Raw genomic sequence first — 26,266 nt, forward strand, 5'->3', positions numbered from 1 at the left:
GTTTATATACTCATTATACTCAGTATATTAAATTAATGGTTTAGCCTTGTCCAGTGGTCATAGCCATCGTACATTCAAAGGCAAGGAGGGGACTCAACTGCATAAATTGGATGACGGGCGCAGCCCATACCCGCTCGGCAGAAACGGAGCGGGCTTGACACTTGATCCGGTCCGGCTCGAATACGGAATGGCTGTCGTACGGGGAATTCCCCGTGATTTCATGGAGGATCGTATCGCTGGAAGACTCTAAAGCCGGCAGGTCAAGCTTGACCGTTACTTCCTTCATTCCGTTCATGCGGGAAGCATATGCCGGAGATTCCGGTTGGCGTACAGCTTCATCACTTCATAGGTCGGCGTACCATATTCCGTGAGGGGTCGTCCGCTTCACCCGGCTTCTGTCACCCATCCAATTTGGATGGGTTTTTTTGCGCACAAAAAAAAGCGATAAAGAAATCAATCTTTCTTAATCGCTTTTTTGGTTAACACCAGATCGTTACTGCAAATCCACCAAAACAAACAGGACCTTGATCTCTTGCGATCAAGGTCCTGATGGTTTGGTGGAGGCGAGGGGAGTTGAACCCCTGTCCGAAAATAACGCCACATAAGCTTCTACGGGTGTAGTTACAGCTTTGATGTCACCCTGGAATCGCCCTGTAACCGGCTATTCGTCGGGTCAGCCTGATTGTCTTCTTCAGCACACCCCAGGCGGAGATGTGACAGCGTATCCCACTAAGGTTGAGCCCCTATCCCGCCACATGGGCGATGGAGGGTAGAAGCACGAGAGCTGTTATTAGGCAGCTACTGCGTAGGTTTGTTGTTGTTTGCCGTTTAATAGGCTTTAGCGTTGATGAAGTGGACGCGTCCCCACTACCCGCTACTCATGCTCGAACTATCCCCGTCGAATCCATAAACGCCCCCATGGTAAAGGGATGCAAGGATTAAGATAAGACATCGAGCCTTAAGTAGTTCCGGCCTCATCAGCCGTACTTCTAGTATAGCATAAATCTAAAGAAAATGCTCGTTTCCCGAGCAGGAAAACCCCACAAAACTGTAACCAATCCAGGATAAGCTTGGCTACCCGCTGCGCCCGAACAAGATCAAGGTATCGGCCATCCGCTCTTCTAACGAGCGACCTTCTGCTTCTCCCGCAGCGCCCGCTGGATGTCGCGGTTCGCATCGCGCTTTGCCTGAGTCTCGCGCTTGTCGTAGTTCTTCTTACCGCGGCCCAGTCCCAGCAGCAGCTTGGCGTATCCGTTACGCACGTAAATCTTTAACGGCACTAACGTGTAGCCCTCCGCCTTGGAAGCGCCGAACAGCTTCGCGATCTGAACCTTATGCAGCAGCAGCTTACGCGCTCGCGTAGGGTCCTCGGGGTTAAACCGGTTGCCTTGCTCAAACGGACTGACATGCATGTTATGAAGGAAGACCTCGCCGTTGCGGATCGTAGCAAAACTGTCGTTCAGGTTGGCCTTGCCGGACCGGATCGACTTGATCTCCGTTCCCGTCAGCACCATGCCGCACTCGTACGTCTCTTCGATGAAATAATCGTGGGATGCTTTCTTGTTCTGGGCCAGCACCCGGTCGTTGTTCTTCTTGGCCATGCCGACCACCTCTCTCTCAACGTCCCTAGGTGAATAGTTTATCAAAAATACCGGGCAAAAGAAAGAGAACCCCCTGGGCCAGTTTGATTATAAAAAAGGAGGCCTGCCGCAATTTGCGGTCAGGCCTCCTCTTGTTAAACCGCGGCATTCGAGGCCGTCCGGCGGATCCTCGGCCCTTCCCGGTTGCGCCATTAGCAGTAGCCTAAATGGACCTTCAGCCCGAAGCCGCTGGTCGTTATCGCCCACCCCATGCCTCGCGGGCCAATCGGCACGCCGCAGCTCGCTGCCCAGCAGCGCACGGGGCCGAACGGCCCGAAACCGCACCATCACGCAACCAGCCCGCGCGCTACTTGCGCTTGCGCCGCTTGCGGGCAGCCGGCGCTACGCCGCCCGCGCGGGCCGGCTTGCCGGCTCCGGCGCCTGCGGGCTTGGCTGCGCCTCCGCCCTTCGCGCCGCCGGCTTTGCCGCCGCCCGCTGCGCCCTTGCGCCGGCCGCCCTCGCCGCTGCCGGCTCCAGCGCTGCGCGGCCTGCGGCCCGGCGCACCGCCTCGCCCGGCCTCGCCGCGGGCGCCTTCGCCTCCGCGGCGGCCGCGGTTGCCTCCTGGGCCGCCGAACCCGCCGGCCCCCCCGCTGGCACGCCGCGGCTTCATATCGACCATCTCAAAATCGATGGTCCGCTCGTCCAGGTTCACCTTCGCCACGCGAACCTTAACCTCATCTCCGATGCGGAAGATCTTCGACGTCCGCTCCCCGATCAAGGCGAGCTGGTTCTCATGGTAGTGGTAGTAATCGTCCGTCAGATCCGCGAGACGGATGAGCCCTTCCACCGAATTCGGCAGCTCGACGAACATGCCGAAGTTGGTGACGCTCGAGATGATGCCCTCGAATTCCTCGCCGATCTTGTCGAGCATGAACTCGGCTTTCTTCAGCGCATCGGTCTCCCGTTCCGCCTCGACGGCTACCCGCTCCCGTTCGGAGGACTGTTTCGCAATGTCTTCCATGCGTCCGGCAAGATACTCGATCCGCTTCTCGGAGAGCGTGCCGGATTCGAGCACCTCCCGGATCACCCGGTGGATGATCAGGTCCGGATAACGCCGGATCGGCGAAGTGAAGTGGGAATAGAACTCCGCCGCAAGGCCGAAGTGCCCCGTGCTCTGGGAATCGTAACGGGCCTGCTTCATCGAACGCAGCAGTACCGTGCTGATGACCGTTTCTTCCTTCGTTCCCTTGATATCCTCCAGAACGGACTGCAATGCCTTCGGATGAATCGTGTTTCCCTTGGCTCCACGCACCGTGTAGCCGAAATTATTAATAAACACCATGAAATTCATGAGCTTCTCGGCGTCCGGATCCTCGTGAATCCGGTACAGGAACGGAACCTTCAGCCAATGGAAATGCTCGGCCACCGTTTCATTCGCCTTCAGCATGAATTCCTCGATAATCATCTCGGCGATGGAACGTTCCCTTTTGACAATATCGACCGGCTTGCCTTCTTCGTCCACGATCACCTTGGATTCCTGGAAGTCGAAATCGATGGCGCCTCGGTTAATCCGCTTGTTGCGAAGCTTCATAGCCAGCTCTTCCATCAGCTTGAAGTCGTCGACCAGACCAGCATACTTCTCAAGCAGCTCGGGCTCTTCCCCGGTAAGGATTTTGCGGACGTTGGTGTAGGTCATCCGCTCCGTTGTCTTGATCACACTGGTGAAGACGTCGTGGCGCACGACATTCGCGTTCGTATCGATCTCCATCTCGCACGACATCGTCAGACGGTCCACCTTCGGATTCAAGGAACAAATGCCGTTAGACAGCCGGTGCGGCAGCATCGGGATCACCCGGTCCACCAGATACACGCTGCAGCCGCGGTTGTACGCCTCCCGGTCGAGAGCCGAGTTCTCGCGCACATAGTAGCTCACGTCCGCAATGTGGACGCCGAGCAGGTAGTTGCCGTTCTCCAGCTTCTCCACGTTGACCGCATCGTCCAGGTCCTTGGCGTCCTCGCCGTCGATCGTCACAATCCGCTTCGCCCGCAGGTCCCGGCGGCCCTTCAGCTCCTCTTCCCGGATCGTATCCGGAACGGCTTCGGCCTCCTCCATCACTTCCTCCGGGAAGCTCTCCGGCAGCTGGAACTTGCGGATGATGGACAGAATGTCCACACCCGGGTCATCCTTGTGCCCGAGAATCTCGATGACTTCCCCTTCCGCCGCGGAGCGCCCTTCCGGGTAGTTGACGATGTTCACGACGACCTTCTGGCCGTCCACCGCCCCAAGGAAAGCATGCTTCGGGATAAAAATATCCCGCACGATCCGCTTGTCATCCGGAAGCACGAAGCCGTAGCTTTCGTTGTTCTGGAACGTCCCGACGAGCCGGGTCGTGGCCCTTTGAACGATTTTGACAACCTCGCCCTCCAGCCTTCCCCCTGCCGGTCCCCGGGTCGTAATGCGCACGAGGATTTCGTCCCGGTTCATCGCCCCGTTCATGTCGTTCGCATTGATGTAGACATCCGGGTGGTTCTTGTCTTCAGGCAGCAGAAAACCGAACCCCTTGGCATGCGCCTGAAGCTTGCCTCTCAGCAGGTTCATCCGCTCGGGGATTCCATATCTTTCATTAGGAGACCGGTAAACGAGTCCCTTCTCTTCCAACCCATTCAACAGTTTAAGGAAATCCTTGAAATCCTGAGCGCTGTCGATATGGAAATGCTTCTCCAGTTCCTGGTACGTTTTCGGTTTATATTGCTCATCATGCAAAAGCTCCAATAGCTCCTGCTCCGTAACCATGGGCATCACCTTCTTCTGTATCAGTATAGACACGTGAGGCTTATCTTATCCCCGAGGGTATTTATACCAATCTATTTAACCCTTAGTATAGAGGAAGAAACGGGCGAACACAAAAAGCTTCCCTCCGTCCACGCCCGAAATCTCCGTAACCGAAGACCTAGCAGCAAGGGACTTACACCCCTCCCACAAAAAGGAAGCCGCCGCGACGCCTTGTCTTACTGGCTGCCCCTGAATCCACGCACAAAAAAAACGGCAGAACCTAAGTTCTGCCGCTTGTCTCATTTCATTAGGAGGCTAGCTCTTCGCGAAGAAGGCCACCACGATCGAAAGGATGAAGAAAGCAACGGCGAGTCCCATTGTCAAGCGGGACAAAAACAAATCCAGCCCACGCGCTTTCTGCTTGCCGAAGAGATGTTCCGCACCTCCGGAGATGGCGCCCGACAACCCTGCGCTCTTACCTTTCTGGAGAAGCACGACGGTTATCAAGCCTAACGAAGCAATGATCAATAAAATTTTGAATGCAATTTCCATGTTCCCACCCCCTTGCAGCCGGCCGACCTATTTCGGACACAGTACACCCAGTTTATCACATGGGCCAAGATCAGGCAATACCGATCGATTTCAAGTAATCGATGCTCATCTTAACGCTCTCGAGCGGCGGCCGTTTGCAGACGTCCTGCTCCACCATGAAATATTGGACTCCCGCTTCCACCGCGGCTTCCAGAACGGAGGGATAATCGATTACCCCGTGGCCCACTTCGGCAAAGGACTGCTCGGCGTCGTCGGCCATGTCCTTCACATGAACGATCGGCACCCGGCCTTTGTAGGAGAGCAGGTACTCCTTCGGATCGAGCCCGCCTTTTTTGACCCAATACAGATCCAGCTCCGCCTGCAGGTGCTGCGGGTCTACCGACTGGTACATGCGGTCGAGGATGTACTCCCCATCCACCTTCTCGAATTCGAAGGCATGGTTGTGGTACAGGAACGTCAGCCCCGCTTCGTTAATGGCTTGTCCGTACTTGCGGAAATCGCTCATCAGCTTGTTGAAGTCCCCCTCGTTCTTCAGAAGCTTCTCGTCCAGCCAAGGGCAAATGATATATTGCGCGCCGATTTCCTGGCTGTAGGCAATCTGCTTCTCCAGCTCGCTTTCGAGCAGCTGCAGGCCAACGTGACTTGAGACCGCCTGCAGGCCGAGATCGTCCAGCGCTTTCTTCATTTCCTTGGCCGGGATGTCGCGGTAGCCGGCGAATTCCACCGTTTTGTAACCCATGTCGGCTACCTTTGCCAAGGTCCCTAAGAAGTCCTCTGCCGTTTCGTTTCTTAATGTATACAATTGTAAACCTACCGGAATATTAGCCATCGAGATGGTCTCCTTTGCATCCTTAATAGTTAAACCGGCCGGTCTGCCTCGTCTCCTTGCGGCGCCCCGCAAAAGCGGTAATCGCCTGCTTGGCGCACCAGAGGGAGAACACCAGGAATCCGGCCCCCCAGACGATAGCCGGAACCGGCGATACGTTGGCCAGCACCGAGGCATCTCCCGCCTGGCCCGGGTGCAGATAAGCCGCCAGAAGAATGGTGACTGAGCCGGTAACGGATTCCTCCAGCGTCAGAAAAGCGATGAAGAGGTAGTAGTATTTAACGACGGTCTTCGGGGCGAGCAGCATCACAACGGCGGTCAGGACGATAAAGCCGGCGAGCCAGGCCATGCCGAACCCGTTCCGGACAAAAAGCAGCAGCGACCCCACCGCGACCCCCATGATTAGCAGCAGTCCGAGGGTCTGCCGGCGGCGGGCGTACAGGCTGAACAGCCCCCAGGCAAAAAGCGAAGCCGTTACATAACCGGACAACCCGATGGGAATCATCGCCGCCCGGTTCGAAACGAGCGACCGCGTGACCCCGCTGTGATCGGCGTAAAGGTCGATGTTCATGACGGTTCCGGAGAGCATCAGCGTTACCATCGCATGGCCGAATTCATGAATCATCGTGTCCACATTGCGGAAAAAAGAAGAAAAGGGGACCCATTGGGAATGAGTGATAAAAGCCAATACGAGTAAAATCGTGATGGTTTTCGCCCATTTTCCCATGGAATCCCCTCCTCGTCCTAGTTTATGGCGAGAATGCTGTATCGATGCTACTTCTTGAAGCTTCTCAGGTTGTAGAAGGCGCTTCTGCCGGCGTATTGCGCGTTAGGCAGGTTGTCTTCGATGCGGAGAAGCTGGTTGTATTTCGCTACGCGGTCCGTACGGGACGGTGCCCCTGTTTTGATCTGGCCGGCGTTGGTGGCTACCGCGATATCGGCGATCGTGTTGTCTTCGCTTTCGCCGGAGCGGTGGGAGATAACGGCCGTGTAGCCGGCGCGCTTCGCCATCTCGATGGCGTCGAAGGTCTCGGTCAGGGTACCGATCTGGTTCACTTTGACGAGAATGGAGTTCGCGATATCCTGCTCGATGCCGGTGGACAAGCGCTTCGTGTTCGTAACGAACAGGTCGTCGCCCACGAGCTGTACCTTGTCACCCAGCTTCTCGGTCAGCAGCTTCCAGCCTTCCCAGTCGTCTTCGGCGCAGCCGTCTTCGATGGTCAGGATCGGGTATTTGCTTACCCAATCAGCCAGGAAGTCGACGAACTCAGCGGACGTAAAGGACTTGCCTTCGCCCTCGAGGTGGTACTTGCCGTCTTTGTAGAATTCGGTGGAGGCGACGTCCATGCCGAGGAAGACATCTTCGCCCGGCTTGTAGCCGGCACGCTCGATCGCGGTAAGGATCGTGGTGATCGCTTCTTCGTTCGAGCTCAGGTTAGGAGCAAAGCCGCCCTCGTCGCCTACAGCGGTGTTCAAGCCTTTTTCCTTCAGCACGGATTTCAGGCTGTGGAAGATTTCCGCTCCGGTGCGGAGGGCTTCCTTGAAGTTTGGTGCGCCAACCGGCAGAACCATGAATTCCTGCACATCGACGTTGTTGTCCGCGTGCTCTCCGCCGTTGATGATGTTCATCATCGGAACCGGCAGCGTTTTGGCGTTAAAGCCGCCCAGGTATACATACAGAGGAATGTCCAGAGCATCAGCCGCCGCACGGGCTACCGCCATCGAAACGGCCAGAATCGCGTTGGCGCCGAGCTTGCCTTTGTTCTCGGTACCGTCCAGCTCGATCATCTTGTTGTCGATGGCCACTTGATCCAGGGCGTCCAGACCGATGATTTCCGGTGCGATAATCTCGTTTACGTTCTCTACGGCTTTCAGTACGCCTTTGCCGAGGTAACGGCTCTTGTCGCCGTCGCGAAGCTCTACCGCTTCATAAGCTCCAGTCGAGGCGCCGGAAGGAACGATCGCGGTTCCTTTGCCGCCGGATTCGAGGAAAACTTCCACCTCTACGGTCGGGTTGCCCCGGGAGTCCAGTACTTCGCGTGCGTATACGTCGGTGATGATGCTCATGCTTTTACCACTCCTTGGTTATCATTGGGTTTGTCAATCAAGGTGAAGCCGGTCATTTCCTTCGGCTTCTCTACGCTCAGCAGATCGAGCATGGTTGGGGCGATATCGGCCAGAATGCCGTCGTTTCTAAGTTTAACATGTTTGTCCAGCACAATGAAGGGGACGGGATTGGTCGTATGGGCCGTCATCGGACGGTCCTGCTCGTCGCGGACGATGTCGGCGTTGCCGTGGTCGGCCGTGATCAGCGCAACCCCGCCGGCTGCCTGGATGGCCTCCACTACGGCGCCGAGGCAGATGTCCGTCGCTTCCACCGCTTTGATCGTCGGCTCTAGCAGGCCGGAGTGTCCCACCATATCCGGGTTCGCAAAGTTCATGATGATGACGTCATGCTTGCCGGACTGGATTTCCTTCACCGTCGACTCCGCAAGCTCGTACGCGCTCATCTCCGGCTTAAGGTCGTACGTCGCCACCTTCGGCGAATTGATCAGCACGCGCGTTTCCCCCGGCAATTCCGCTTCCCTGCCGCCGCTGAAGAAGAACGTGACGTGCGGGTATTTCTCCGTTTCGGCCGTTCTCAGCTGGGTGAGGTTGTTCTGGGCCAGCACTTCGCCGAGCGTGTTGTCGAGGTTCTTCGGCTTGTAGGCGACCAGCCCTCCGACCGTCTCGCTGAACAGGGTCATGCAGACGAAATACAAGTCCTTCGGATATTTCTCACCCCGGTCGAAGCCGCGGAAGTCTTCATTCGTGAATACTTGAGAAAGCTGGATGGCCCGGTCGGGACGGAAGTTGAAGAAGATAACGGAGTCCCCGGACTCCACAAGACCTACCGGCGACTGATCCTCGTTCACGATGACCGTCGGAATGACGAACTCGTCAAAGACGGATTTCTCGTAAGACTCGGTGATGGCTTCGAGCGGATCCGTATATTTCGGCCCTTCCCCGTATACCATCGCGCAGTAAGACTTCTCCACCCGCTCCCACCGCTTGTCGCGGTCCATGGCATAATAGCGCCCTTGAACAGTGGCCACCTTGCCAATGCCGACTTCGTTGATCTTCGCAAGCAGGCTGCCCATATAGGCCTTTGCACTGTCCGGAGCCACGTCGCGGCCGTCGAGGAAGGCATGGATGTACACATCCGAGAACTCTTCCTTCTTCGCCAGATCCAGAAGGGCGAACAGGTGGTCGATATGGCTGTGCACCCCGCCGTCCGACAGAAGGCCGTACAGGTGAAGCTTTTTGCCGTTTTCCTTGGCATGCCGGATGGCGGCGATCAGCGTCTCATTGTCGAAGAAATCGCTGTCCCGGATGGACTTCGTAATCCGGGTCAAGTCCTGGTAAACGATCCGGCCGGCGCCGATGTTCAGGTGCCCCACCTCGGAGTTGCCCATCTGCCCCGCCGGAAGACCGACGGCTTCTCCGCATGCCGTCAATGTCGTGTGGGGGTACTCGGCCCAATAACGGTCGAAGTTCGGCTTGTTCGCCTGCGCCACGGCATTGCCCTGAACGTCGCCGCGCAGCCCGAAGCCGTCCAGAATAATGAGGGCTACCGGTTTTGGTCTGGCCATGTTACTTAGCCCCCTCGACCAGCTGCAGATAAGAAGCCGGCTCCAAGCTCGCTCCGCCTACCAATGCGCCGTCGATGTCTTCTTTGGCCATGTATTCTTTAATGTTGTTAGGCTTCACGCTGCCGCCGTACTGGATGCGGACCGCAGCGGCCGCTTCCGCACCGGCCTGCTCCTTGACCAGCTCGCGGATGTAGCTGATGACTTCGTTCGCGTCTTCCGCCGTGGAGGATTTGCCCGTTCCGATGGCCCATACCGGTTCATACGCGATAACAGCCTGCGCCACCTGTTCCGCGCTCAAGCCTTCGAGTGCCTTCACGGTCTGCTCGCGGCAGACGTCCTTCGTGCGGCCCGCTTCGCGCTCCTCGAGCTTCTCGCCAACGCAGACGATCGGCGTCAAGCCGTGCTTGAAGGCGGCCTTCGTGCGCTTGTTCACCGTCTCGTCGGTCTCGCCGAAGTACTGGCGGCGCTCGGAATGGCCGATGATGACGTAGGTGACGCCAAGCTCCTTCAGCATTTCCCCGCTGATCTCGCCTGTGAACGCCCCGTTGTCTTCCCAGTGAATGTTCTGGGCGCCTACTTGGATCCCAGTTCCTTTAACCGCTTCGACCAGTGTGGCCAGGGCTGTGTACGGAGCGCAAATCACGCTCTCTACTCCTTCTACCGCGGCCTGTCCCTTCACCTCTTCGGCGAAAGCAGCGGCTTCCTTGTTCGTCTTGAACATTTTCCAGTTACCTGCAATGATCGGTTTTCTCATGGATGACGGCTCCTTCCCTACCTTATAATCTATCCGTTCAGCTTGTCGGCTTACTTGTCGTTTAACGCCACAACGCCCGGAAGGGCCTTGCCTTCCATGAACTCCAGCGAGGCGCCGCCGCCCGTGGAGATGTGGTCCATCTTATCGGCCAGGCCGAACTTCTCGGCTGCCGCCGCAGAGTCTCCTCCGCCGATGACGGTGTAGCCCTCGGTGCTGGCACAGGCTTCGCCTACCGCGCGGGTTCCGTGCGAGAACGGCTCGATTTCAAATACGCCCATCGGCCCGTTCCATACAACCAACTTGGACTTCGCAATGACGTCGGCATAAATTTCGCGCGTCTTCGGTCCGATGTCGATGCCTTCCCAGTCAGCCGGGATTTCGTTGATTCCCACTATCTTCGTGTTCGCGTCGGCACTGAAATCATCCGTCACAACAATATCAACCGGCAGCAGGAAGTTTACGCCCTTCTCCTTCGCCTTGTTGATGAAGCCGAGGGCCAGGTCGAGCTTCTCGTTATCCACGAGAGATTTGCCGATTTCATAGCCTTGGGCCTTCAGGAACGTGTAGGAGAGACCGCCTCCGATGATAATGTTGTCTGCGAGGTTCAGAAGGTTCTCGATGACATCAATCTTGTCCTTAACCTTCGCTCCTCCGATGATGGCGGTAAACGGACGCTCCGGATTGTTCAGCGCTTTGCCGAGCACTTCGAGCTCCTTCTCCATCAGAAGACCGGATACTGCCGGAAGGTGGTGCGCAATCCCTTCCGTGGAAGCGTGGGCGCGGTGAGCCGCTCCGAACGCATCGTTCACGTACAGGTCCGCCAGCTCCGCGAACTGCTTTGCGAGCTCCGGATCGTTCTTCTCTTCACCCGGGTAGAAGCGGACGTTCTCGAGCAGCAGCACGTCGCCGTCGTTCAGCTTCGCGATCTGCGCCTTAACGGCGTCGCCCGTTGCTTCGTCGGCTTTCGCCACCGGCTTGCCGAGCAGCTCGGACAGGCGCTCCGCCGCAGGTGTCAGGCGCAGCTCTTCCACGACTTGGCCCTTCGGACGGCCCAGGTGGCTCGCCAGAATAACCTTCGCTCCGTTATCGGACAAATACTTAATCGTCGGAAGCGTTTCACGGATCCGCGTATCGTCGGTGATTTTGCCGTTCTCCAGGGGAACGTTGAAATCCACGCGCACGAACACTTTTTTGCCGCTTACTTCCACGTCGCGTACACTCTTCTTGTTCATGGGAACCTCCTCGTGATAGTGGGGATGGATGGAACGACAAAAAGGAGAATCGCTTCTCCCTTTTGCCGCCGGTTATGAATTACAGGCCTTGCTTGGCGATGAACGCAGCCAGGTCAACCACGCGGTTCGAGTAGCCCCATTCGTTGTCATACCAGGAAACGACCTTCAGCATGTTGTCGCCTACCACCATGGTGGACAGAGCGTCAATCGTGGAGGAAGCCGGGTCGCCGTTGTAGTCGCTCGAAACGAGCGGCTCTTCGGAGTAGTTCAGGATGCCTTTCAGCGGGCCGTTAGCCGCTTCCTGCAGAGCGCTGTTCACTTCGTCCACCGTTACGTTCCGGCTGACTTCAACAACCAGATCCGTTACGGAAACGTTAGGAGTCGGAACACGGAACGACATCCCGTTCAGCTTCCCTTTCAGCTCAGGCAGGACGAGGGATACGGCTTTCGCGGCACCGGTCGTCGAAGGAATGATGTTCTCGGCAGCGGCACGGGCACGGCGGGCGTCTTTGTGCGGCAGGTCGAGTACGCTTTGGTCGTTCGTGTAGGAGTGAACGGTCGTCATCATGCCTTTTACGATGCCGAACTTGTCGTTCAGAACTTTGGCGAAAGGAGCCAGGCAGTTCGTCGTACAAGAAGCGTTGGAGATGATGTCGTGGCTGGCCGCATCGTATTTGTCTTCGTTAACGCCCATAACGATCGTGATGTCTTCGTTCGTAGCCGGTGCGGAGATGATAACCTTCTTGGCTCCGCCTTTTTTGTGGGCTTCGGCTTTCGCCTTGTCCGTGAAGATCCCCGTGGATTCTACTACGATTTCAACGCCGAGGGAGCCCCAAGGAAGGTTTTCCGGATTGCGCTCAGCAAAAACTTTAACGGATTTACCGTTAACGATCAGCTCGCCTTCGCCTGCTTCTACCGTTGCGTCCAGTCTGCCGTGAGTGGTGTCATATTTGAGCAAATGAGCAAGCATTTTCACGTCCGTCAAATCGTTAACCGCTACAACTTCCACTTCGGGATTGTTCAGTGCGGCGCGGAATACGTTACGACCGATACGTCCAAAACCGTTAATACCAACCTTAACCATGAGTAAATTCCTCCTAGAAAATGTTTTGTATGCTGCATTTATCTCAAGACGGCAAAAGACCGTCAAGATCACTTAAGTGTAGTTCAGCATCTCCCGTGCGGCCGCCTCATCGGTGACCAGCACATCCTCGTGCCCGAACCGGAGCACGGAAGCGATGCTTTCCCCCTTGCTCTTCCCTCCGGCCACCGCAATGACCGTTTCGGTCTGCTGGATATCCTCCAGCCGGAGTCCGACGGTGGGCATCTTATGTACCACGACACCGTCTCTGTCAAAATAGTAGCCGAAAGCTTCCGCGAGAGCCCCTTCCCGGGCAAGCGCGCTAAAAGTGGCCTCGTCCGCACGGCGGCGTTTGGCCATAACATTAGCTTCCCCGATTCCGTGCAGGACAATCCGTGCCGAGCGGATCACCTCGATCAGCTCGCGGATGTTCGGCTCCTGGATAAGAGATTGATAGGCTTCCTCCCCCAGGTGGTCGGGGACGTGCAGCAGCCGGTACTGGCCGCCGGTCTTCTTCGCCATCGTCGAGGCAATGGTGTTCGCCTGGAACTCCACGCTTTCTCCCAATCCGCCCCGGGCCGGCACGAACCAGCTGCCTTTAAGCGCCGTTGTCGGGGACAGGTGAGTCGCTACTTCGGCCATCGTCGAGCCGCCGGTAACGGCTATGACCGTTTCCTGGCTTACATAGCGGCGCAGGGCGGAAGCGCCGGCCCGGCCCATCTCCTTCTTCGTATAAGGAGAAGTGTCAGAATCGCCCGGTACGATGATCACCTGGCTGATATGGAACGTGTCACGGATCTTCTCCTCGAGCTCGGACAGCCCGAAGAGCTCCTTCGCCATCGGCTCCATCTCATCGAGCACCTTCTGGCCCGCCTCCGTGAGGCGGATGCCCGCCGGGTCGATGTCCACCAGCCCCTGCTCCTTCAGAAAATCCGCTTCCGCCCTCAGCACCCGCTCCGTCATGTTGAGCGAAGCGGCGAGGGTGCGCCTTCCGATAAGCCGGGAAGCCGCGATATGACGCAAAATCGTGTACCGTTTCTTCATGACGTCCAGCAGATCGGGCATAAGCTGCTTCTGAATATTTAGAATCGCCCTCATCATCCATCACTCCTGCGATAGGCTGGACACGAAAAGTCCCGCATACACATTTTAAGTCCCAGGTAGAGCAAAAAAAATTAGCTGCACCATTATTGTAGCGAATCCTGGCATGAATTGCAAACCGCAGCCGCCTTCGGAAACGGTTTCTTTCAAAATATTTTTCAGACCTTGCTCCCGGAAGCCTGTCCCGGCCTTTGGTTCCTTTATGAAAGCAAAGAAGCCCTGCCCTAAGGCAGAGCTTCTGGCGGCCTCGGCCGAAAGCGATGAAAGCCAGGTTTCCTCTACCGGATAACGTGGCTCCGTCTCTATCCGTGGGGCCCTCCTTAAGAAGGCAGAGGGGTCTTGGTCGGCGGGGCGAAGCCTTTGCCGTAGGCCTTGTCGATGGCGGCCCGGATCTCCTTCGCCGGCTTGCCGTCCTGCTTCATTTTAACGGCGGTCTCCGCAATCGTCACACAGACGCCGCAGCGGGTGCCGTGATCGTCCCATACGACGGAGCCGTCGGCGGCCACTTCCTTCACGAAGCAGTTCTGGTTGCTTCCGTGGCCGGCGCTTTCCCCGCATCCGCAGTAGCAGGGGATATAGCGGAGCAGGTCGGTGTTCTTCGCCGCCGCCTGATAGGCCTTCACCATCCGGTCGGGCTGTCCCTTCAGGAAGGCCGGAAGCTGGTCGGCCGAAGCCGTTTTCTCCTGCAGGTCGCCGTTAGGAAGCTGGACCTGGCCTGCCTTCAGCGGCACCGCTCCGGCTCCGGAGGAGTCCGGATTCGAGAGATGCACCGTATGATCATCATGACCGGCTTGCTTATCGGCTTGTCCGCACCCGGCAAGCAGATAGGCAGAGGTTATGACAGTGGCAATCAATAGAGGATAGCGTTTCAATCCATTCCCTCCAAGCTGGTGCCTTATCCGGTAATCTTGTTGCGGATAAAGTACTGTTGTCCTTCATCCTTTATTATATAGGCAGCGGACCCGGAAAGCGAACCGCGGGGCCTGTTTCTCTCTCCTGAAATTTCCGTCTTGCAATTTTGTTTGGGGTATCATATAATAACTCTTGCTTGCTTCTTCCGTTCTTCTTGAATCGGATGACTGCATTGTGCGCCCGTGGTCCAATGGATATGACGTAGGCCTCCGGAGCCTGAGATCGAGGTTCGATTCCTCGCGGGCGCGCCACTTACATAAAGAAGAAGCCGGAATGATCAGCGTAGGCTGATTTTTTTTGTCCCTTCATTTGACCTTTCTTGACCTTTGTTCCATTATCCGTTATTATGGTTATATGGTTTACAGAGGTTTTTGCTCTTTCCCGTTTCCTCGCCTTATAGAAACGGACCCGCTTGACAATACTATATTTTAACGATAGGGGGAACATGTTCATGAGTTTCATTCCAATGGTAGTAGAACCCGATGCACGCGGTGAACGCGCCTATGACATTTACTCGCGTCTTCTGAAGGACCGGATCATTTTTCTCGGAAGCCCCATCAACGACCAGATAGCGAATGCGATCATCGCCCAGCTCCTCTTCTTGACCGCTCAGGACGCAGAGAAGGACATTCATCTCTACATCAACAGCCCGGGCGGCTCGATCACCGCGGGAATGGCCATCTACGATACGATGCAATTCATCAAGCCCGACGTCTCCACGATCTGTGTAGGGATGGCCGCTTCCATGGGAGCGTTCCTGCTGACCGCCGGAGCCAAAGGCAAGCGCTTCGCATTGCCTAACAGCGAAGTCATGATCCACCAGCCCCTCGGAGGCGCGGAAGGCCAGGCGAGCGACATCGAAATCCGGGCCAAGCGGATCATCAAGCTTCGCGAGAAGCTGAACAAGATTCTGGCCGAGCGTACCGGACAGCCTATCGAGCGCATCGACAAGGACACGGACCGCGACTACTTCATGACCGCCGAGGAAGCTCTGGCTTACGGCTGTATCGACAAGGTCATCGAAACGGCCAATAAGGACGTTCTGTAAGAAGCTGGAGGCCTTACTCTCCTCTTGCCCCCATATCCGAGACAACAAACTCACGGGACAAGGGCAAGCCAAAACAAAAACCCGGGATTCGGAACCGCTATCAGCGGACCGGCACCCCGGGTTTTTTTGTTGCTTACTTCGCTTTATGCAAGGGCGGTCAGCCCTCCAGGCGGGCTACCAGGCGTCCTTCTACTATCGTGACGGAATAGCTGTCCAAGCCCGTGCTCGGCACGTTCTGGCATCTCCCGGAGTGATACTCGAAGGTCCAGCCGTGCAGCGGGCACACCAGCTCCCCGTCCTCGAATTCAACGGGGTAGCCGGCATGCGGGCACGTCCGGGACAGCAGCCGATACCCCTCCTCGTCCTTCAGCAGGTAAAACGGCCGGTTGTCGATCTCGATCTCCGCCGGCAGCTCGCCGAAGGCCCGTTCTTCCCCTAACATGACTTCTTTCATTTTCCCACCTCGTTCCTTCGGTTGGTAAGCGGCAAGCCGCCTGTCTTCTAAGGCTTCACTTCGTCCAGCGGGTAGAAGATCAGATCCACCGGAAAGGCCGAGCCGGCCGGCGGGGTGAATTCCATCTCGAAGGTCTCTTCCTCGCCCGTCGTCCGGGCCAGCAGCTGGACCTGCTCGAAGGCGCCCAGCACCCCGGAGGTCGGAGCCATCGTGAATTCGCCGTTCACCTTGAATGGCCCCTTGAACGGACCTCCCCGGGGCAGCAGAAGCACCGCCATTCGTCCCGGACGCTCCGCATGAATCTTGTAGATCATCCCGTAATTGCCTTCGTTGTAGACCTCCTGCTTGCGCTGGTTGTCGTAGCCCTTGTCGAACGGATCCTCCTTGCCGTCGCCGATCGTCAGGCGGGCCGGCTTGGCCAGGCCGTTCAGGTTGACGTTCCATGTCTTCTCGGAGACCGGGAACGTTCCGCGCACATTGGCCACGTAATCGAGCGGCCGGTAGATCGACACCGAGTACGCGTTGGGGCTCGCGATATTGTCCATTGCGATGAACTGGAATTCGACCTCCCCGTCGGTCTCCACATCGTAGAATACGTTGACCCCCTGCCCGGGATAGAAATCCGGCATAAGCACGTAAACATAGCTTTGGCCAGCCGGAATGACGAGCTCCTCACGAATCGGATCATGCAGCATAAAATCCACCGACGCCTCATGCCCGATGAGGTTCGCATAGCTGGACGGGAACACCTCGCCCTTGTTCGTCGTCGTCACTTTGACCGGCCTGCCGGATGTGTTCTTCGCCATGATGACGAACTGCACCTTCTCCGCCATCTCGTTGACATGATCGGCATAGAGCCGTGCTTTGCCGTGCACCTTCTCCTGGTACAGGATGCCCTTCTCCTTGATGCTCTCCGGGCTGTCACTCACAATAAGCGGGCGGGAGCGATCCTCCGCCACCCGTGCCGGGAGCGCGGGAAGGCCGTAGAAATGGCTGTAGATCATTCCCCAGTCTGTCTTGATCCGGGAGCCGGCCGGCCAGAACTGAAGCTTGTACGACAGCTCATCCAGGTAAGGGGTCGGCTCGATGATGAGTTGGCGCGTATAGGTCGCGCTGACATGCCCTTTACTGTCCTTCACCTTCAAGGAGATGGGATAGGTGCCCGGCGTGAAGAAGGCCTCCTGCTTGCCTGTCCACTCGTAGGAGACAATCCCTTCCGCATCGGGATCGTAGCTCAGGTCCACGTACTTGACGGGCTCCCCGAGCCGGTAGCTCGGCTTGGCAAACGTGAATTTCGCCACCGGCCGCGAGTTGTCGAGCTCCCCATTGTAGAGGTCGTCCGGCTTCTTAACGTATACGATTCCGATGGATCTCGTCGTATGGTCATAGGAGTATTTGGCCCCCACCAAGTCCCCGAACCACGACAGCTTCACCATGAGCCGCTCGTTCACCAGGGCGGCCACCTGCTCGAACGGGCTCTGCACCCCGTTAACGAACACGAGCTTCCGGGCGAGATCGAACTCCACCTTTACCTTCGGCACGTCCATCTCCACCCGGCCCGTCTTGGCGTTCCACTCGACCTTGACGCCCATCGTGTCCCCCAGAAATTTAGCGGGGACGAACGTCTTGTCCTCCAAAATAACGGCCGGCGGGTCTACCGGGACCGCCGCGCCGTTCACCACGGCTTCCGGCTGGTCCAGCCCGAGCGTAATCTGCATGGTGGTGGTGGAGACCGCCTTCGTCTGGCTCCCTCCCGCCCCCAGGAGGATCAGTGCCGCCCCGGCCGCCGCCCCCCATTTTCTCCACAGTGTCATGTTCTCTCTTCCCCTCTCCAGATAAACACCAAAAAAACCCTTTTCGGGATATCCTCACGTTAGACGCAAGAATAAGGAAAAAGGTTTCGTTCTGTCCAAAACTATGTAAAGGTAATATGAATAAAGCTCCCGGAACCGGAAGCTTGCCTCTTATTGGTTCTCCAGCTCTTCCTTGCTGACTAGCTGGGTTAAAGCGTTTACAGCCTGATCTGCGTCGGTGCCTTCCGCACTGATATATACCTCGGTCCCCGTGCTGATCGCCAGGCTCATGATCCCCATGATGCTCTTGGCGTTCACTTTCTTCTCATCCTTCTCTACAAAAATTTCCGAAGAAAATTTATTGGCTTCTTGAACGAACAATGCTGCCGGTCTTGCGTGCAGACCTGTTTTTAATTTAACGACAACGGGTCGTTTGGACGACATGAATCTATACCCCCTACATACTTTTGTTTGCGTAAATGATGTCCTCTGGAACCGATAGCATCCGAATTTTCATCCATTATACCATTTTTCCCAAAAGTACACTAGAAAAAACTAATGTATTTTCACGTAACGCGGGAATTTCGAAGCTTTTCCGCCATTTCGTCAATTTTTCTAAGCCGGTGGTTCACTCCTGATTTGCTGACGGATCCCTTCAGAAGATCGCCGATCTCATTCAGGTTCACGTCGGGATGCATCAGACGCACCTCGGCCACTTCCCTCAGCTTCTCCGGAAGGTTCTCCAGTCCGATTTCATTCTGCAGGAGCTTTATGTTCTCGATCTGACGGACCGCCGCCCCGATCGTTTTGTTCAAGTTGGCCGTTTCGCAGTTAACGATCCGGTTTACGGAATTGCGCATGTCTTTCATGATCCGGACATCCTCAAACCGCAGAAGCGCTTGGTGAGCGCCGATCAAGCTGAGCAGTTCGATGATTTTCTCGCCTTCCTTGATGTAGAAGACGAAGCCTTTCTTTCTTTCGATACAGCGGGCGTTCAGATCGAACTTGTTGGCCAGCTGCACGAGGGCGTGGCAGTGCTCTTCGTACATGGAGGCGATCTCCAGGTGATAGGAGGAACCCTCCGGATTGTTAACCGATCCACCGGCGAGAAACGCTCCCCGCAGGTAGGACCGCTTGCAGCAGTTGCTTTTGATCAGGCTCTTGTCGATGCCCGGGGTAAACTGAAACCCTTCCGAAACGATTCGAAGATCCGACAGGATGGTCTGGACCTGTTGAGGCACCCGCACAATGTAAACATTATTCTTCTTGAGGCGCATTTTCTTGCGGACGAGAAGCTCCGTATGCACGTTGAACAGCTTCTTCGTCAAGGAATAGATCCGGCGGGCGATGGCGGCGTTCTCTGTGGAGATGTCTAGAATCACACGCTGATTGGAAAGCTGAACGGCCCCGTTCATGCGGATCAAAGCGGCCAGCTCGGCCTTCTCGCAGCACGCTTCGCTTTCCATCATCGTTAATTCTTTTTTGGTTGCTGCCGCAAAGGACATGGCACTCACCTTTTCTCGATCATCCAGCTTTCCACCAGCTGATGGATATGGTCGCTTAATTTCTCGGCGTCATGCCGAAGGTACGTGCGGAAGAGGACGAATCGGTCGGCTATGACCCGGAAGCCTTGGCGCGTCACGTCCTCGATATCCAGATGAACGGCTTTGGCCCCTTCCTCGGCGTACCGCTGTTGAACCCCGATGGGGATTTCTCCGTTGTTGACGATCACGTAATCGAAGAGGGGGTGGCCCACATGCTCCTGGATCGCCTTAAGATGATCCCCGACCGAGTAGTTATCCGTTTCTCCCGGCTGGGTCATCACGTTGCAGATGAAGATTTTGACGGCCTGCGATTCCAGTACCGCCTTCGCAATATCGGGAACGAGCAGGTTGGGAAGAATGCTCGTGTAGAGGCTTCCCGGTCCGATCAGGATGGCATCGGCTTCCTCGATGGCCCGCTTGGCATCATCCAAGGCGAGAACATCCGGCGGGTCGATGAATACCCGCTTGATGCGCTTGCCCGCTTTCGGGATCTTTGATTCCCCAACAACGATGCTCCCGTCCTCCATCTCCGCCTTCAGAAGAATTCCGCGGTCGGCCGCCGGAAGCACCCGGCCCCGTACGGCAAAGACGCGGCTAAGCTCTTTGACACCGGACACGAAGTCTCCGGTAATTTCGCTCATGGCTGCGAGAATTAGGTTGCCCAGGCTGTGGCCAGCCAATCCGTTGCCGGTGCTGAAGCGGTGCTGAAGGAGCTTGAACAGCATCGGCTCCACGTCGGCCAAGGCCGCGAGCACATTGCGGATGTCTCCGGGTGGAGGAATCTGCAGCTCGTCGCGCAAAATCCCCGAGCTCCCCCCGTCATCCGCCACTGTGACGATGGCCGTTATGGCAACGGGCTTCTCTTTCAGTCCCCGCAGCATTACGGATAGACCCGTTCCGCCGCCGATAACGACGATCCGGGGCGGGCTCATGCGGTTTGTGGCCTTGCGGCTCATCTTATCACCCTCTTATCGGCGGTCGCGTTCCGCATCCCGGTGGCTGACGCGCACTTGCTCCGTTTCGCTGGTTCCCAAAGCTTTGCCCAGGTATTCGGCAATGGCGACGGAGCGGTGCTTGCCGCCCGTACATCCGATTCCGACGACGACCTGGCTTTTGCCTTCTTTTTTGTATTGGGGCATAAGGAATTGAAGCATATCCAGAAGCTTCGTCAGGAACTCCTGGGTTTCCGGCCATTTCATGACATAGTCGTAAACATCGGAGTCCTGGCCGGTGTGGGGACGCAAGGTTTCCACGTAATGGGGATTCGGCAGAAACCGCACATCAAAGATGAGGTCGGCGTCGATCGGCATGCCGTATTTGAATCCGAAGGAGATGACGTTGACGGACAACCCGTCCCCTTCAATGTTGTTAAAGCGGGCCGTGATTTTTTCTTTCAGCTGGGCCGGCTTCAGATTGCTCGTGTCGATCGCCTGGGTCGCGAGCCCCTTCAGCTCCTCCAGCAGCTTGCGTTCCTGCTGAATGCCTTCTAGAGGCGCTCCTGTTGGCGCAAGGGGATGCCGCCTGCGGCTTTCTTTGTAACGCTGGACCAGAACAGAATCTGTGGCGTCCAGATACAGTATTTCGTAGGAAAGGGTGTAGTTGTCTTGAATGAAGCGAAGCGACTCCGACAGGGCCCGGAAGAATTCCCGGCCCCGCAAGTCGATGACAAGCGCCACCTTGCCGATTTTGCCGTTCGACTGCTCGATCAGCTCCGCAAATTTCGGAATGAGAACCGGCGGAAGATTATCGACGCAGAAGAAGCCGAGGTCCTCGAGACTCTGGACCGCGATGGTTTTGCCGGCTCCCGACATTCCCGTGATAATGACAAGCTTTGCCAGCGCCTGCCGTTCTTCCATATCGCTCTCCTCCGTTCGTTTTAGAATGAATGCCTTATATATAGAAAGATTTAAGTAAGAGTAAGGATGGCCCCGGGTACCTTATATATTTGAGTGTTATTCGGCTTAACGAGGCAGATTAAGTCCTGCCGCCCCCACAACGCCTGCATCGTTACCAAGGGTGGCCGGGACGATGTCTACGCCTTCCCGTGCCTGCTCCGGGGTATAACGGGTGAAAATTTCACGGATCGGCGTGAAGAGAATCTCGCCCGCCTTCGAAACCCCGCCCCCGATGATATAACGGCGCGGGTTGAGGATCACGGACAACGAAGCCATCGAGCGTCCCAGGTAGTAAGCGGCACGGTGCACGATACGCAGGGCCACTTCGTCGCCTGCCTTCGCGGCATCGAAGACATCCTTCGCCGTAATGTTCTGAATCAGCCCCAGGGAGGTCTTGTCTCCGCGGGCAACGGCATCGTGAGCCATGCGGACAATCCCGGTCGCTGAGGAAACCGTCTCCAGGCAGCCCATTTGGCCGCAGCCGCATTGAATCGCTTCCAGATCGGGAACGATCTGCAGGTGTCCGAGCTCTCCCGCCATGCCCAGGGAGCCTTGATAGATTTTGCTGTTAATGATAATGCCGCCGCCCACACCGGTTCCGAGGGTATAGCAGACGACATTGGGAATGCCCGCGCCCGCACCGCTCCAAGCTTCACCCAAGGCAGCCACGTTCGCGTCGTTATCTATGGTAACGGTTTTGCCCAATTTCTCTTCCAGCGTTTTCTTAACGGCGACATTGCGCCAGCCCAAATTCGGGGACAGCTTGACGAAGCCTTCCGGGATATCCATGAAGCCGGCGATGCCCGCTCCGATGCCCGCGACCTGCTCCCAGCTGTGTTCGGATTGATCCACGATCAAGCGGACATACTGCGCGATACGGTCCAAGACAAATTCTGCTCCATTCTCCGCACCCGTCGGGCCCTCGTGAGTATGAAGAAGCTTCCCGTTTTCATCGCAGAGTCCCACTTTGATAGCGGTTCCCCCCAAATCAACGCCGACATACACTTTACCTGACATTCAATGTCACCTCTATGAATTGTTTTAAGTTACTCCTGTTCCAACTATAAGGCAACCTCCTGGATAGGTCAAGGCATGTAAAAAAGCCCCAACCGCAAGGAAAAATGCCCGCCGGGCAAAGAAAAAGGAGCCCTTCGGCTATGAGCGGGCTCCCTTTCTTCCTGCCTTATTTGTTCAAAGACTGGCTCCAGTCATGAATGATTTCGCCGTCTAGAAACTTCTCGCAGTCGAGCGCCGCGGCGCATCCGCTGCCGGCTGCCGTAATGGCCTGGCGGTATTTCTTATCCTGAACGTCCCCGCAGGCGAACACGCCCGGAACGTTCGTCTTCGTCGTGCCGGGCTCTACCAGGATATAGCCCTGCTCATCGGTGTGGATCTGCCCATTCAGGAAGCCGGTGTTCGGCGTATGACCGATCGCGACGAAGATGCCGTCGGTCTCGAGCACTTCTTCGGCACCGGTCTCGTTGTTGCGGACCTTAAGTCCCGTTACCCCTTTGTCGCCCGCTACCACTTCGAGCGGCGTGTTGTTCAGAGCCCACGTGATCTTGCCGTTCTCCCTCGCGCGGTCCTGCATGATCTTCGAGGCGCGAAGCTCGTTGCGGCGGTGAACCAGCTTGACTTCCGAAGCGAAGCGGGTCAGGAAATTGGCTTCCTCCATCGCGGAATCGCCGCCGCCCACTACGATGATCTTCTTGCCGCGGAAGAAGAAGCCGTCACACGTGGCACAGGTGCTGACGCCGCGCCCGATGTTCTCCTTCTCGTTCAAGACGCCCAGCAGCTTGGCGGAGGCGCCTGTCGAGATAATGACGGACTCGGCCTCCAGCTCGCCGATGCCTTCTACCGACAGCTTGAAGGGACGCTTCGAAAAGTCAACCGAGTTGACCCATCCGGTGCGGAACTCGGCTCCGAAGCGCTCGGCCTGCTTACGCATGTTGTCCATAAGCTCCGGCCCCATAATTCCATCCGGGAATCCGGGGAAGTTCTCGACTTCGGTTGTGGTGGTCAGCTGTCCGCCCGGCTCCGGGCCTTCGATGACAAGCGGCTTGAAGTTGGCGCGGGCCAGGTAAATGGCGGCCGTCAGCCCCGATGGTCCTGTTCCGATAACAATCGATTTGTACATCCTTGATCATCCTCCATGAGCGGCGTATTGACTTGCTTGGTGGCTAGGGACTGCCTGTTACAAGGAACGTTGGCAGCCTCAGCTGCTTATTCATCCTTCGGTTTCAGGGAAGAAGCATATTTCGGAAAAATGGCATCCATCTTCTCCTTGAGCTTGCAGGCCTCGTCAATCAGCTTGGCATGCTTGCTCACGGTAGCCGCCGAGACGCCGTAATGCTTGGCCATTTCCCCGTAGGAAACGGCTCGGCGGTGCATTTTGGCGGTCAGGTATTCCAAGGCGGCCGACCAGGAAGCCGTTTTGGTGATTTTGGGCTGCTTGGGCTGGGTTCTTGTTAAGTATTCCACCCACAGCGTCTCCAAATCATGAAGCTGCACAAGATCGTACCGCTGCTGCATGTTGGAAAGCGCGAGTTCCAGCACTTCACTCCACTGCGGCTCCCACACCGGAAGATGGGGAGAGAAAGGAACGGAGCCCAGAGTGGAAATCTGCCCGTCCGAAACGAACTTCATGGGTTCCCGGGCGCCCATGCTTCGCAGCACGAAGAATGCCACCTTCTTCAAATATTCATCTTCATCCGGATCCAGCATGAAAGCCCTGAGGGCCTCCTCCACTTCCGGATCGGCGATCATCCCGAAGGCCTGGAGAACCTGAAGCTTCGTTTCCGGATCTCCGTGGCGGAGAGCCCAGAAGAAGGAGGAACGTACGAGCGGATCCCGCTTCACGTAATCCGGAAGGGAATCCTTCGTTCTCTCCAGCATCTTAAGCTGCTCCTCGAATGGGAGATGGTAATGGTAGCTGAGCGGAGCAGGCGGCGCTTCCGCTTTGTCCAGCTGGCTCAGGAAGAAACGCGGGATATCCGATTTCGGATCCAGCTTCTCCGTCTGCTGCCAGTATCTCCTCGCTTCGAGGAACCGGGATGTGTTGTAGGCCGCAACAGCCGTATAGTGATACAGGCAAGGATCCGTTCCGCCCTCTCCCGTCTTGATCATCCGGCGGAAGAGGCGGAAGGCGGATTCATGATCGCCCAGAATGCCCATCGTGGTTGCCAGCTTGAACAAATTGTCCGTCTGGAACGGATACGTCTTCTGCAGCTGCTCCATCAGGCTGCCCAGCTCCTCCTCCGCTCCGAAATGGTGGTAGAAGATCGCCAGGTTGCAGAGTGCGTGCAGATTGCCGGGTTCCAGCTCGATAACCTGCTTGATTGTGTCCATGGCTTTGTCGAACTGGCCCAGGTAGTAATAAGCCAGGGCCAGGTTGTTGCGTGCCGCGAGAAACTCGGGGTATTTCTTGATCAACCGCTGCAGCATCCGGACCGCTTCCACAAAGCGGCCCTCCTCCAGCATTTTGCGGGCCTTGTCGTGTTCGAACAAGCCCTCTCGGCTTTTGATGAAGGTCAGCGGGGTCGGTCGGTCCAGCTCGTAGCTGAGCAGCTCGATCATTTCCTCGGATTCCTCCAGGAATTGTCCGGCCGGGTCCTTCTCCAGGTACTGGATAATGGCCTTCTCCGCCGATTCGAAGTCCTCCATGTTGGCGTAGTTGTTCGCCATGTAGAAGTAGCACTCGGTCATCGTCGGGTCCACTTCATCCAGAATCGTCTGGAGAATTTCGTTGGAATCCCCGTAGCTGCCCATCTCGGACAGGATCCCCGCCAGGTTGCAGTGGTTGACCGGGTTATCCGGCTCGTACTCCACGGCCCGGCGAAAGTACTTCAAGGCCTTGTCGTAATGGAACCGGTCCAGCGACCGGACGGCCCTTTCAAAAAAGAAGGTGGCGTCCATCTTGATTGATACGACTTTATGCTTTTTAGGATCGGCCACAGCCTTCTTCTTCCTTTCCATTAGCAAGCACCTCCGTTTCGCTTGTCTGGATACGGCAGAAGGACCCGTCACGAAATCGGCGGAAATCCCGCTTTCTCGTCGGTCCTTGCAAGCCGGTCTTGCCTATGAGTGTTTCGAAAGTATACCACAATCCGGAAGAGATTGCTTCTCTTATACCCCGCCGTATTTAAACAGCGAGGAAATGGAGCCGCCCTCCACCACGATGTGGATCGCATTGGCGAGCAGCGGCGCTACGGACAGCACCTTGAACCGCTCTCCATGATTGTCCGGAATGGCGATGGAGTCCGTCACCACCACTTCCTTGATGTTCGGGTGGTCCAGCCGCTGCAGCGCCGGTCCCGAGAAGACGGGGTGGGTGGCGCATATATACACGTCTTCGGCGCCCTTTTCCTTCAGGCCCTCGACGACATTGACGATGGTCGTCCCCGTATCGATCAGATCCTCGATAATGATCGGCGTCCGCCCTTCGACATCCCCGATGATGTGGGTAATAACGGCTTCGTTGTGCTCGGGACGCTTCTTGATCATCATGGCGAACGGCGCATCCAGGATGTTGGCAAGACGCTCCGCCGTCGTGGCGCGCCCGGCATCCGGAGACACGATGATCGGATTCGGGATATTTTTCTTGCGGACATAATCGCTGATCAGGTCCAGCGCGGTCAGATGGTCGACCGGAATATTGAAGAAGCCTTGGATAGCGGCGGCATGCAGATCAATCGTGATGACACGGTCCGCGCCTGCCGTCGTCAGAACGTCCGCTACGAGCTTGGCCGAGATCGGCTCCCGTGGAGCGGCTTTTCTTTCTTGGCGCGAATAACCGTAGTAAGGAAGCACCAGGTTGATGGTCCGAGCCGAAGCTCTTTTGGCTGCGTCGATCATCACCAGCAGTTCGACGAAGTGTTCGTTGATGGGATGAGAGAAAGTCTGAACCAGGAACACGTCGCAATTGCGGATCGTTTCTTCGTACAGGCAGTAATGCTCTCCGCTTTTGAAGCGCGAAAGCTTAACCCTTCCCAATGGCTGCCCGATCACCTGGGAGATGTTCTCCGCCAGTCTCGGATTGGATGATCCTGCAAATATTTTTAACCTGCTGCCGCTGCTCATCGTAAACCTC

Annotated in this window: 24 protein-coding genes, 1 tRNA gene and 1 other RNA gene; 2 read left to right on the forward strand and 24 right to left on the reverse strand. The window is 56.7% G+C overall.

Features of this window, described 5'->3' with window-relative positions:
- Nucleotides 1–40 precede the first annotated feature (40 nt).
- The 14 genes from MJA45_RS25855 to MJA45_RS25920 all read right to left on the reverse strand — a co-directional run bounded on the left by MJA45_RS25855 (nt 41) and on the right by MJA45_RS25920 (nt 14,403).
- Complete coding sequence (locus MJA45_RS25855; RefSeq protein WP_315604778.1) at nt 41–295, reverse strand: hypothetical protein; 255 nt, start codon at nt 293–295, stop codon at nt 41–43.
- Nucleotides 296–555: 260 nt separating this feature from the next.
- Nucleotides 556–918: a transfer-messenger RNA gene (gene ssrA, locus MJA45_RS25860) on the reverse strand.
- 203 nt (nt 919–1,121) lie between these two features.
- Nucleotides 1,122–1,601 carry an SsrA-binding protein SmpB gene (gene smpB / locus MJA45_RS25865; RefSeq protein WP_315604779.1) on the reverse strand — a complete coding sequence of 160 codons (480 nt, stop codon included), beginning with the start codon at nt 1,599–1,601 and terminating at the stop codon, nt 1,122–1,124.
- Between the two features lie 346 nt (nt 1,602–1,947).
- Nucleotides 1,948–4,374: a ribonuclease R gene (rnr, locus tag MJA45_RS25870; protein ID WP_315604780.1), complete on the reverse strand. Its 2,427-nt coding sequence runs from the start codon at nt 4,372–4,374 to the stop codon at nt 1,948–1,950.
- A 294-nt stretch (nt 4,375–4,668) separates the two neighbouring features.
- Nucleotides 4,669–4,905: a preprotein translocase subunit SecG gene (gene secG, locus MJA45_RS25875; RefSeq protein WP_315604781.1), complete on the reverse strand. Its 237-nt coding sequence runs from the start codon at nt 4,903–4,905 to the stop codon at nt 4,669–4,671.
- Between the two features lie 70 nt (nt 4,906–4,975).
- Nucleotides 4,976–5,734 (reverse strand): sugar phosphate isomerase/epimerase family protein, encoded by a 759-nt coding sequence (locus MJA45_RS25880; protein WP_407083084.1) that lies wholly within the window; start codon nt 5,732–5,734, stop codon nt 4,976–4,978.
- Between the two features lie 22 nt (nt 5,735–5,756).
- Nucleotides 5,757–6,458 carry a M50 family metallopeptidase gene (locus MJA45_RS25885; RefSeq protein ID WP_315604783.1) on the reverse strand — a complete coding sequence of 234 codons (702 nt, stop codon included), beginning with the start codon at nt 6,456–6,458 and terminating at the stop codon, nt 5,757–5,759.
- Between the two features lie 47 nt (nt 6,459–6,505).
- Complete coding sequence (eno, locus tag MJA45_RS25890; RefSeq protein WP_315604784.1) at nt 6,506–7,798, reverse strand: phosphopyruvate hydratase; 1,293 nt, start codon at nt 7,796–7,798, stop codon at nt 6,506–6,508.
- Nucleotides 7,795–9,363 (reverse strand): 2,3-bisphosphoglycerate-independent phosphoglycerate mutase, encoded by a 1,569-nt coding sequence (gpmI, locus tag MJA45_RS25895; RefSeq protein WP_315604785.1) that lies wholly within the window; start codon nt 9,361–9,363, stop codon nt 7,795–7,797. The genes eno and gpmI overlap by 4 nt, the downstream gene beginning before the upstream one ends.
- A 1-nt stretch (nt 9,364) precedes the next feature.
- Nucleotides 9,365–10,117, reverse strand: a complete 753-nt coding sequence (gene tpiA / locus MJA45_RS25900) for a triose-phosphate isomerase (protein WP_315604786.1) — start codon at nt 10,115–10,117, stop codon at nt 9,365–9,367.
- Nucleotides 10,118–10,167: 50 nt separating this feature from the next.
- Nucleotides 10,168–11,349, reverse strand: coding sequence for a phosphoglycerate kinase (locus MJA45_RS25905; protein ID WP_315604787.1), 1,182 nt, complete (start codon nt 11,347–11,349; stop codon nt 10,168–10,170).
- Between the two features lie 79 nt (nt 11,350–11,428).
- Nucleotides 11,429–12,433 carry a type I glyceraldehyde-3-phosphate dehydrogenase gene (gene gap, locus MJA45_RS25910; protein WP_315604788.1) on the reverse strand — a complete coding sequence of 335 codons (1,005 nt, stop codon included), beginning with the start codon at nt 12,431–12,433 and terminating at the stop codon, nt 11,429–11,431.
- A gap of 72 nt (nt 12,434–12,505) precedes the next feature.
- Nucleotides 12,506–13,528 carry a sugar-binding transcriptional regulator gene (locus MJA45_RS25915; protein ID WP_315604789.1) on the reverse strand — a complete coding sequence of 341 codons (1,023 nt, stop codon included), beginning with the start codon at nt 13,526–13,528 and terminating at the stop codon, nt 12,506–12,508.
- Between the two features lie 323 nt (nt 13,529–13,851).
- The gene (locus MJA45_RS25920; RefSeq protein ID WP_315604790.1) at nt 13,852–14,403 is read right to left on the reverse strand and encodes a PCYCGC motif-containing (lipo)protein; all 552 of its coding nucleotides are present in this window, start codon (nt 14,401–14,403) and stop codon (nt 13,852–13,854) included.
- A 216-nt stretch (nt 14,404–14,619) separates the two neighbouring features.
- Here MJA45_RS25920 and MJA45_RS25925 point away from each other — a divergent pair.
- Nucleotides 14,620–14,694: transfer RNA gene (locus MJA45_RS25925), tRNA-Arg, on the forward strand.
- A 200-nt stretch (nt 14,695–14,894) separates the two neighbouring features.
- Nucleotides 14,895–15,491: an ATP-dependent Clp endopeptidase proteolytic subunit ClpP gene (gene clpP / locus MJA45_RS25930; protein WP_315604791.1), complete on the forward strand. Its 597-nt coding sequence runs from the start codon at nt 14,895–14,897 to the stop codon at nt 15,489–15,491.
- Between the two features lie 157 nt (nt 15,492–15,648).
- On the opposite strand, the gene MJA45_RS25935 is transcribed toward clpP, so the two are convergent.
- The 10 genes from MJA45_RS25935 to MJA45_RS25980 all read right to left on the reverse strand — a co-directional run bounded on the left by MJA45_RS25935 (nt 15,649) and on the right by MJA45_RS25980 (nt 26,256).
- Nucleotides 15,649–15,945 carry a Rieske (2Fe-2S) protein gene (locus MJA45_RS25935; protein ID WP_315604792.1) on the reverse strand — a complete coding sequence of 99 codons (297 nt, stop codon included), beginning with the start codon at nt 15,943–15,945 and terminating at the stop codon, nt 15,649–15,651.
- Nucleotides 15,946–15,992: 47 nt separating this feature from the next.
- Nucleotides 15,993–17,759, reverse strand: a complete 1,767-nt coding sequence (locus tag MJA45_RS25940) for a stalk domain-containing protein (protein ID WP_315604793.1) — start codon at nt 17,757–17,759, stop codon at nt 15,993–15,995.
- A 150-nt stretch (nt 17,760–17,909) separates the two neighbouring features.
- Nucleotides 17,910–18,182: an HPr family phosphocarrier protein gene (locus MJA45_RS25945; protein WP_315604794.1), complete on the reverse strand. Its 273-nt coding sequence runs from the start codon at nt 18,180–18,182 to the stop codon at nt 17,910–17,912.
- 122 nt (nt 18,183–18,304) lie between these two features.
- The gene (gene whiA, locus MJA45_RS25950) at nt 18,305–19,243 is read right to left on the reverse strand and encodes a DNA-binding protein WhiA (protein ID WP_315608106.1); all 939 of its coding nucleotides are present in this window, start codon (nt 19,241–19,243) and stop codon (nt 18,305–18,307) included.
- 5 nt (nt 19,244–19,248) lie between these two features.
- Nucleotides 19,249–20,238: a gluconeogenesis factor YvcK family protein gene (locus tag MJA45_RS25955; RefSeq protein ID WP_315604795.1), complete on the reverse strand. Its 990-nt coding sequence runs from the start codon at nt 20,236–20,238 to the stop codon at nt 19,249–19,251.
- 12 nt (nt 20,239–20,250) lie between these two features.
- Nucleotides 20,251–21,138 (reverse strand): RNase adapter RapZ, encoded by an 888-nt coding sequence (gene rapZ, locus MJA45_RS25960; RefSeq protein WP_315604796.1) that lies wholly within the window; start codon nt 21,136–21,138, stop codon nt 20,251–20,253.
- 105 nt (nt 21,139–21,243) lie between these two features.
- The gene (locus MJA45_RS25965) at nt 21,244–22,194 is read right to left on the reverse strand and encodes an ROK family glucokinase (protein ID WP_315604797.1); all 951 of its coding nucleotides are present in this window, start codon (nt 22,192–22,194) and stop codon (nt 21,244–21,246) included.
- Nucleotides 22,195–22,360: 166 nt separating this feature from the next.
- Complete coding sequence (gene trxB / locus MJA45_RS25970) at nt 22,361–23,314, reverse strand: thioredoxin-disulfide reductase (protein WP_315604798.1); 954 nt, start codon at nt 23,312–23,314, stop codon at nt 22,361–22,363.
- An 86-nt stretch (nt 23,315–23,400) separates the two neighbouring features.
- Nucleotides 23,401–25,152 carry a tetratricopeptide repeat protein gene (locus MJA45_RS25975; protein ID WP_315604799.1) on the reverse strand — a complete coding sequence of 584 codons (1,752 nt, stop codon included), beginning with the start codon at nt 25,150–25,152 and terminating at the stop codon, nt 23,401–23,403.
- Nucleotides 25,153–25,302: 150 nt separating this feature from the next.
- Complete coding sequence (locus tag MJA45_RS25980) at nt 25,303–26,256, reverse strand: ribose-phosphate diphosphokinase (RefSeq protein WP_315604800.1); 954 nt, start codon at nt 26,254–26,256, stop codon at nt 25,303–25,305.
- Between the last annotated feature and the right edge of the window lie 10 nt (nt 26,257–26,266).

Source organism: Paenibacillus aurantius, assembly GCF_032268605.1.
GTDB lineage: Bacteria > Bacillota > Bacilli > Paenibacillales > NBRC-103111 > Paenibacillus_AO > Paenibacillus_AO aurantius.

Bases quoted from the DNA above. Each gene is read 5' to 3' on its own strand.
- MJA45_RS25855 (WP_315604778.1), bottom strand. From the start codon at position 295: ATGAACGGAATGAAGGAAGTAACGGTCAAGCTTGACCTGCCGGCTTTA.
- smpB (WP_315604779.1), bottom strand. From the start codon at position 1,601: ATGGCCAAGAAGAACAACGACCGGGTGCTGGCCCAGAACAAGAAAGCA.
- rnr (WP_315604780.1), bottom strand. From the start codon at position 4,374: ATGGTTACGGAGCAGGAGCTATTGGAGCTTTTGCATGATGAGCAATAT.
- secG (WP_315604781.1), bottom strand. From the start codon at position 4,905: ATGGAAATTGCATTCAAAATTTTATTGATCATTGCTTCGTTAGGCTTG.
- MJA45_RS25880 (WP_407083084.1), bottom strand. From the start codon at position 5,734: ATGGCTAATATTCCGGTAGGTTTACAATTGTATACATTAAGAAACGAA.
- MJA45_RS25885 (WP_315604783.1), bottom strand. From the start codon at position 6,458: ATGGGAAAATGGGCGAAAACCATCACGATTTTACTCGTATTGGCTTTT.
- eno (WP_315604784.1), bottom strand. From the start codon at position 7,798: ATGAGCATCATCACCGACGTATACGCACGCGAAGTACTGGACTCCCGG.
- gpmI (WP_315604785.1), bottom strand. From the start codon at position 9,363: ATGGCCAGACCAAAACCGGTAGCCCTCATTATTCTGGACGGCTTCGGG.
- tpiA (WP_315604786.1), bottom strand. From the start codon at position 10,117: ATGAGAAAACCGATCATTGCAGGTAACTGGAAAATGTTCAAGACGAAC.
- MJA45_RS25905 (WP_315604787.1), bottom strand. From the start codon at position 11,349: ATGAACAAGAAGAGTGTACGCGACGTGGAAGTAAGCGGCAAAAAAGTG.
- gap (WP_315604788.1), bottom strand. From the start codon at position 12,433: ATGGTTAAGGTTGGTATTAACGGTTTTGGACGTATCGGTCGTAACGTA.
- MJA45_RS25915 (WP_315604789.1), bottom strand. From the start codon at position 13,528: ATGAGGGCGATTCTAAATATTCAGAAGCAGCTTATGCCCGATCTGCTG.
- clpP (WP_315604791.1), top strand. From the start codon at position 14,895: ATGAGTTTCATTCCAATGGTAGTAGAACCCGATGCACGCGGTGAACGC.
- MJA45_RS25935 (WP_315604792.1), bottom strand. From the start codon at position 15,945: ATGAAAGAAGTCATGTTAGGGGAAGAACGGGCCTTCGGCGAGCTGCCG.
- MJA45_RS25940 (WP_315604793.1), bottom strand. From the start codon at position 17,759: ATGACACTGTGGAGAAAATGGGGGGCGGCGGCCGGGGCGGCACTGATC.
- MJA45_RS25945 (WP_315604794.1), bottom strand. From the start codon at position 18,182: ATGTCGTCCAAACGACCCGTTGTCGTTAAATTAAAAACAGGTCTGCAC.
- whiA (WP_315608106.1), bottom strand. From the start codon at position 19,243: ATGTCCTTTGCGGCAGCAACCAAAAAAGAATTAACGATGATGGAAAGC.
- MJA45_RS25955 (WP_315604795.1), bottom strand. From the start codon at position 20,238: ATGAGCCGCAAGGCCACAAACCGCATGAGCCCGCCCCGGATCGTCGTT.
- rapZ (WP_315604796.1), bottom strand. From the start codon at position 21,138: ATGGAAGAACGGCAGGCGCTGGCAAAGCTTGTCATTATCACGGGAATG.
- MJA45_RS25965 (WP_315604797.1), bottom strand. From the start codon at position 22,194: ATGTCAGGTAAAGTGTATGTCGGCGTTGATTTGGGGGGAACCGCTATC.
- trxB (WP_315604798.1), bottom strand. From the start codon at position 23,314: ATGTACAAATCGATTGTTATCGGAACAGGACCATCGGGGCTGACGGCC.
- MJA45_RS25975 (WP_315604799.1), bottom strand. From the start codon at position 25,152: ATGGAAAGGAAGAAGAAGGCTGTGGCCGATCCTAAAAAGCATAAAGTC.
- MJA45_RS25980 (WP_315604800.1), bottom strand. From the start codon at position 26,256: ATGAGCAGCGGCAGCAGGTTAAAAATATTTGCAGGATCATCCAATCCG.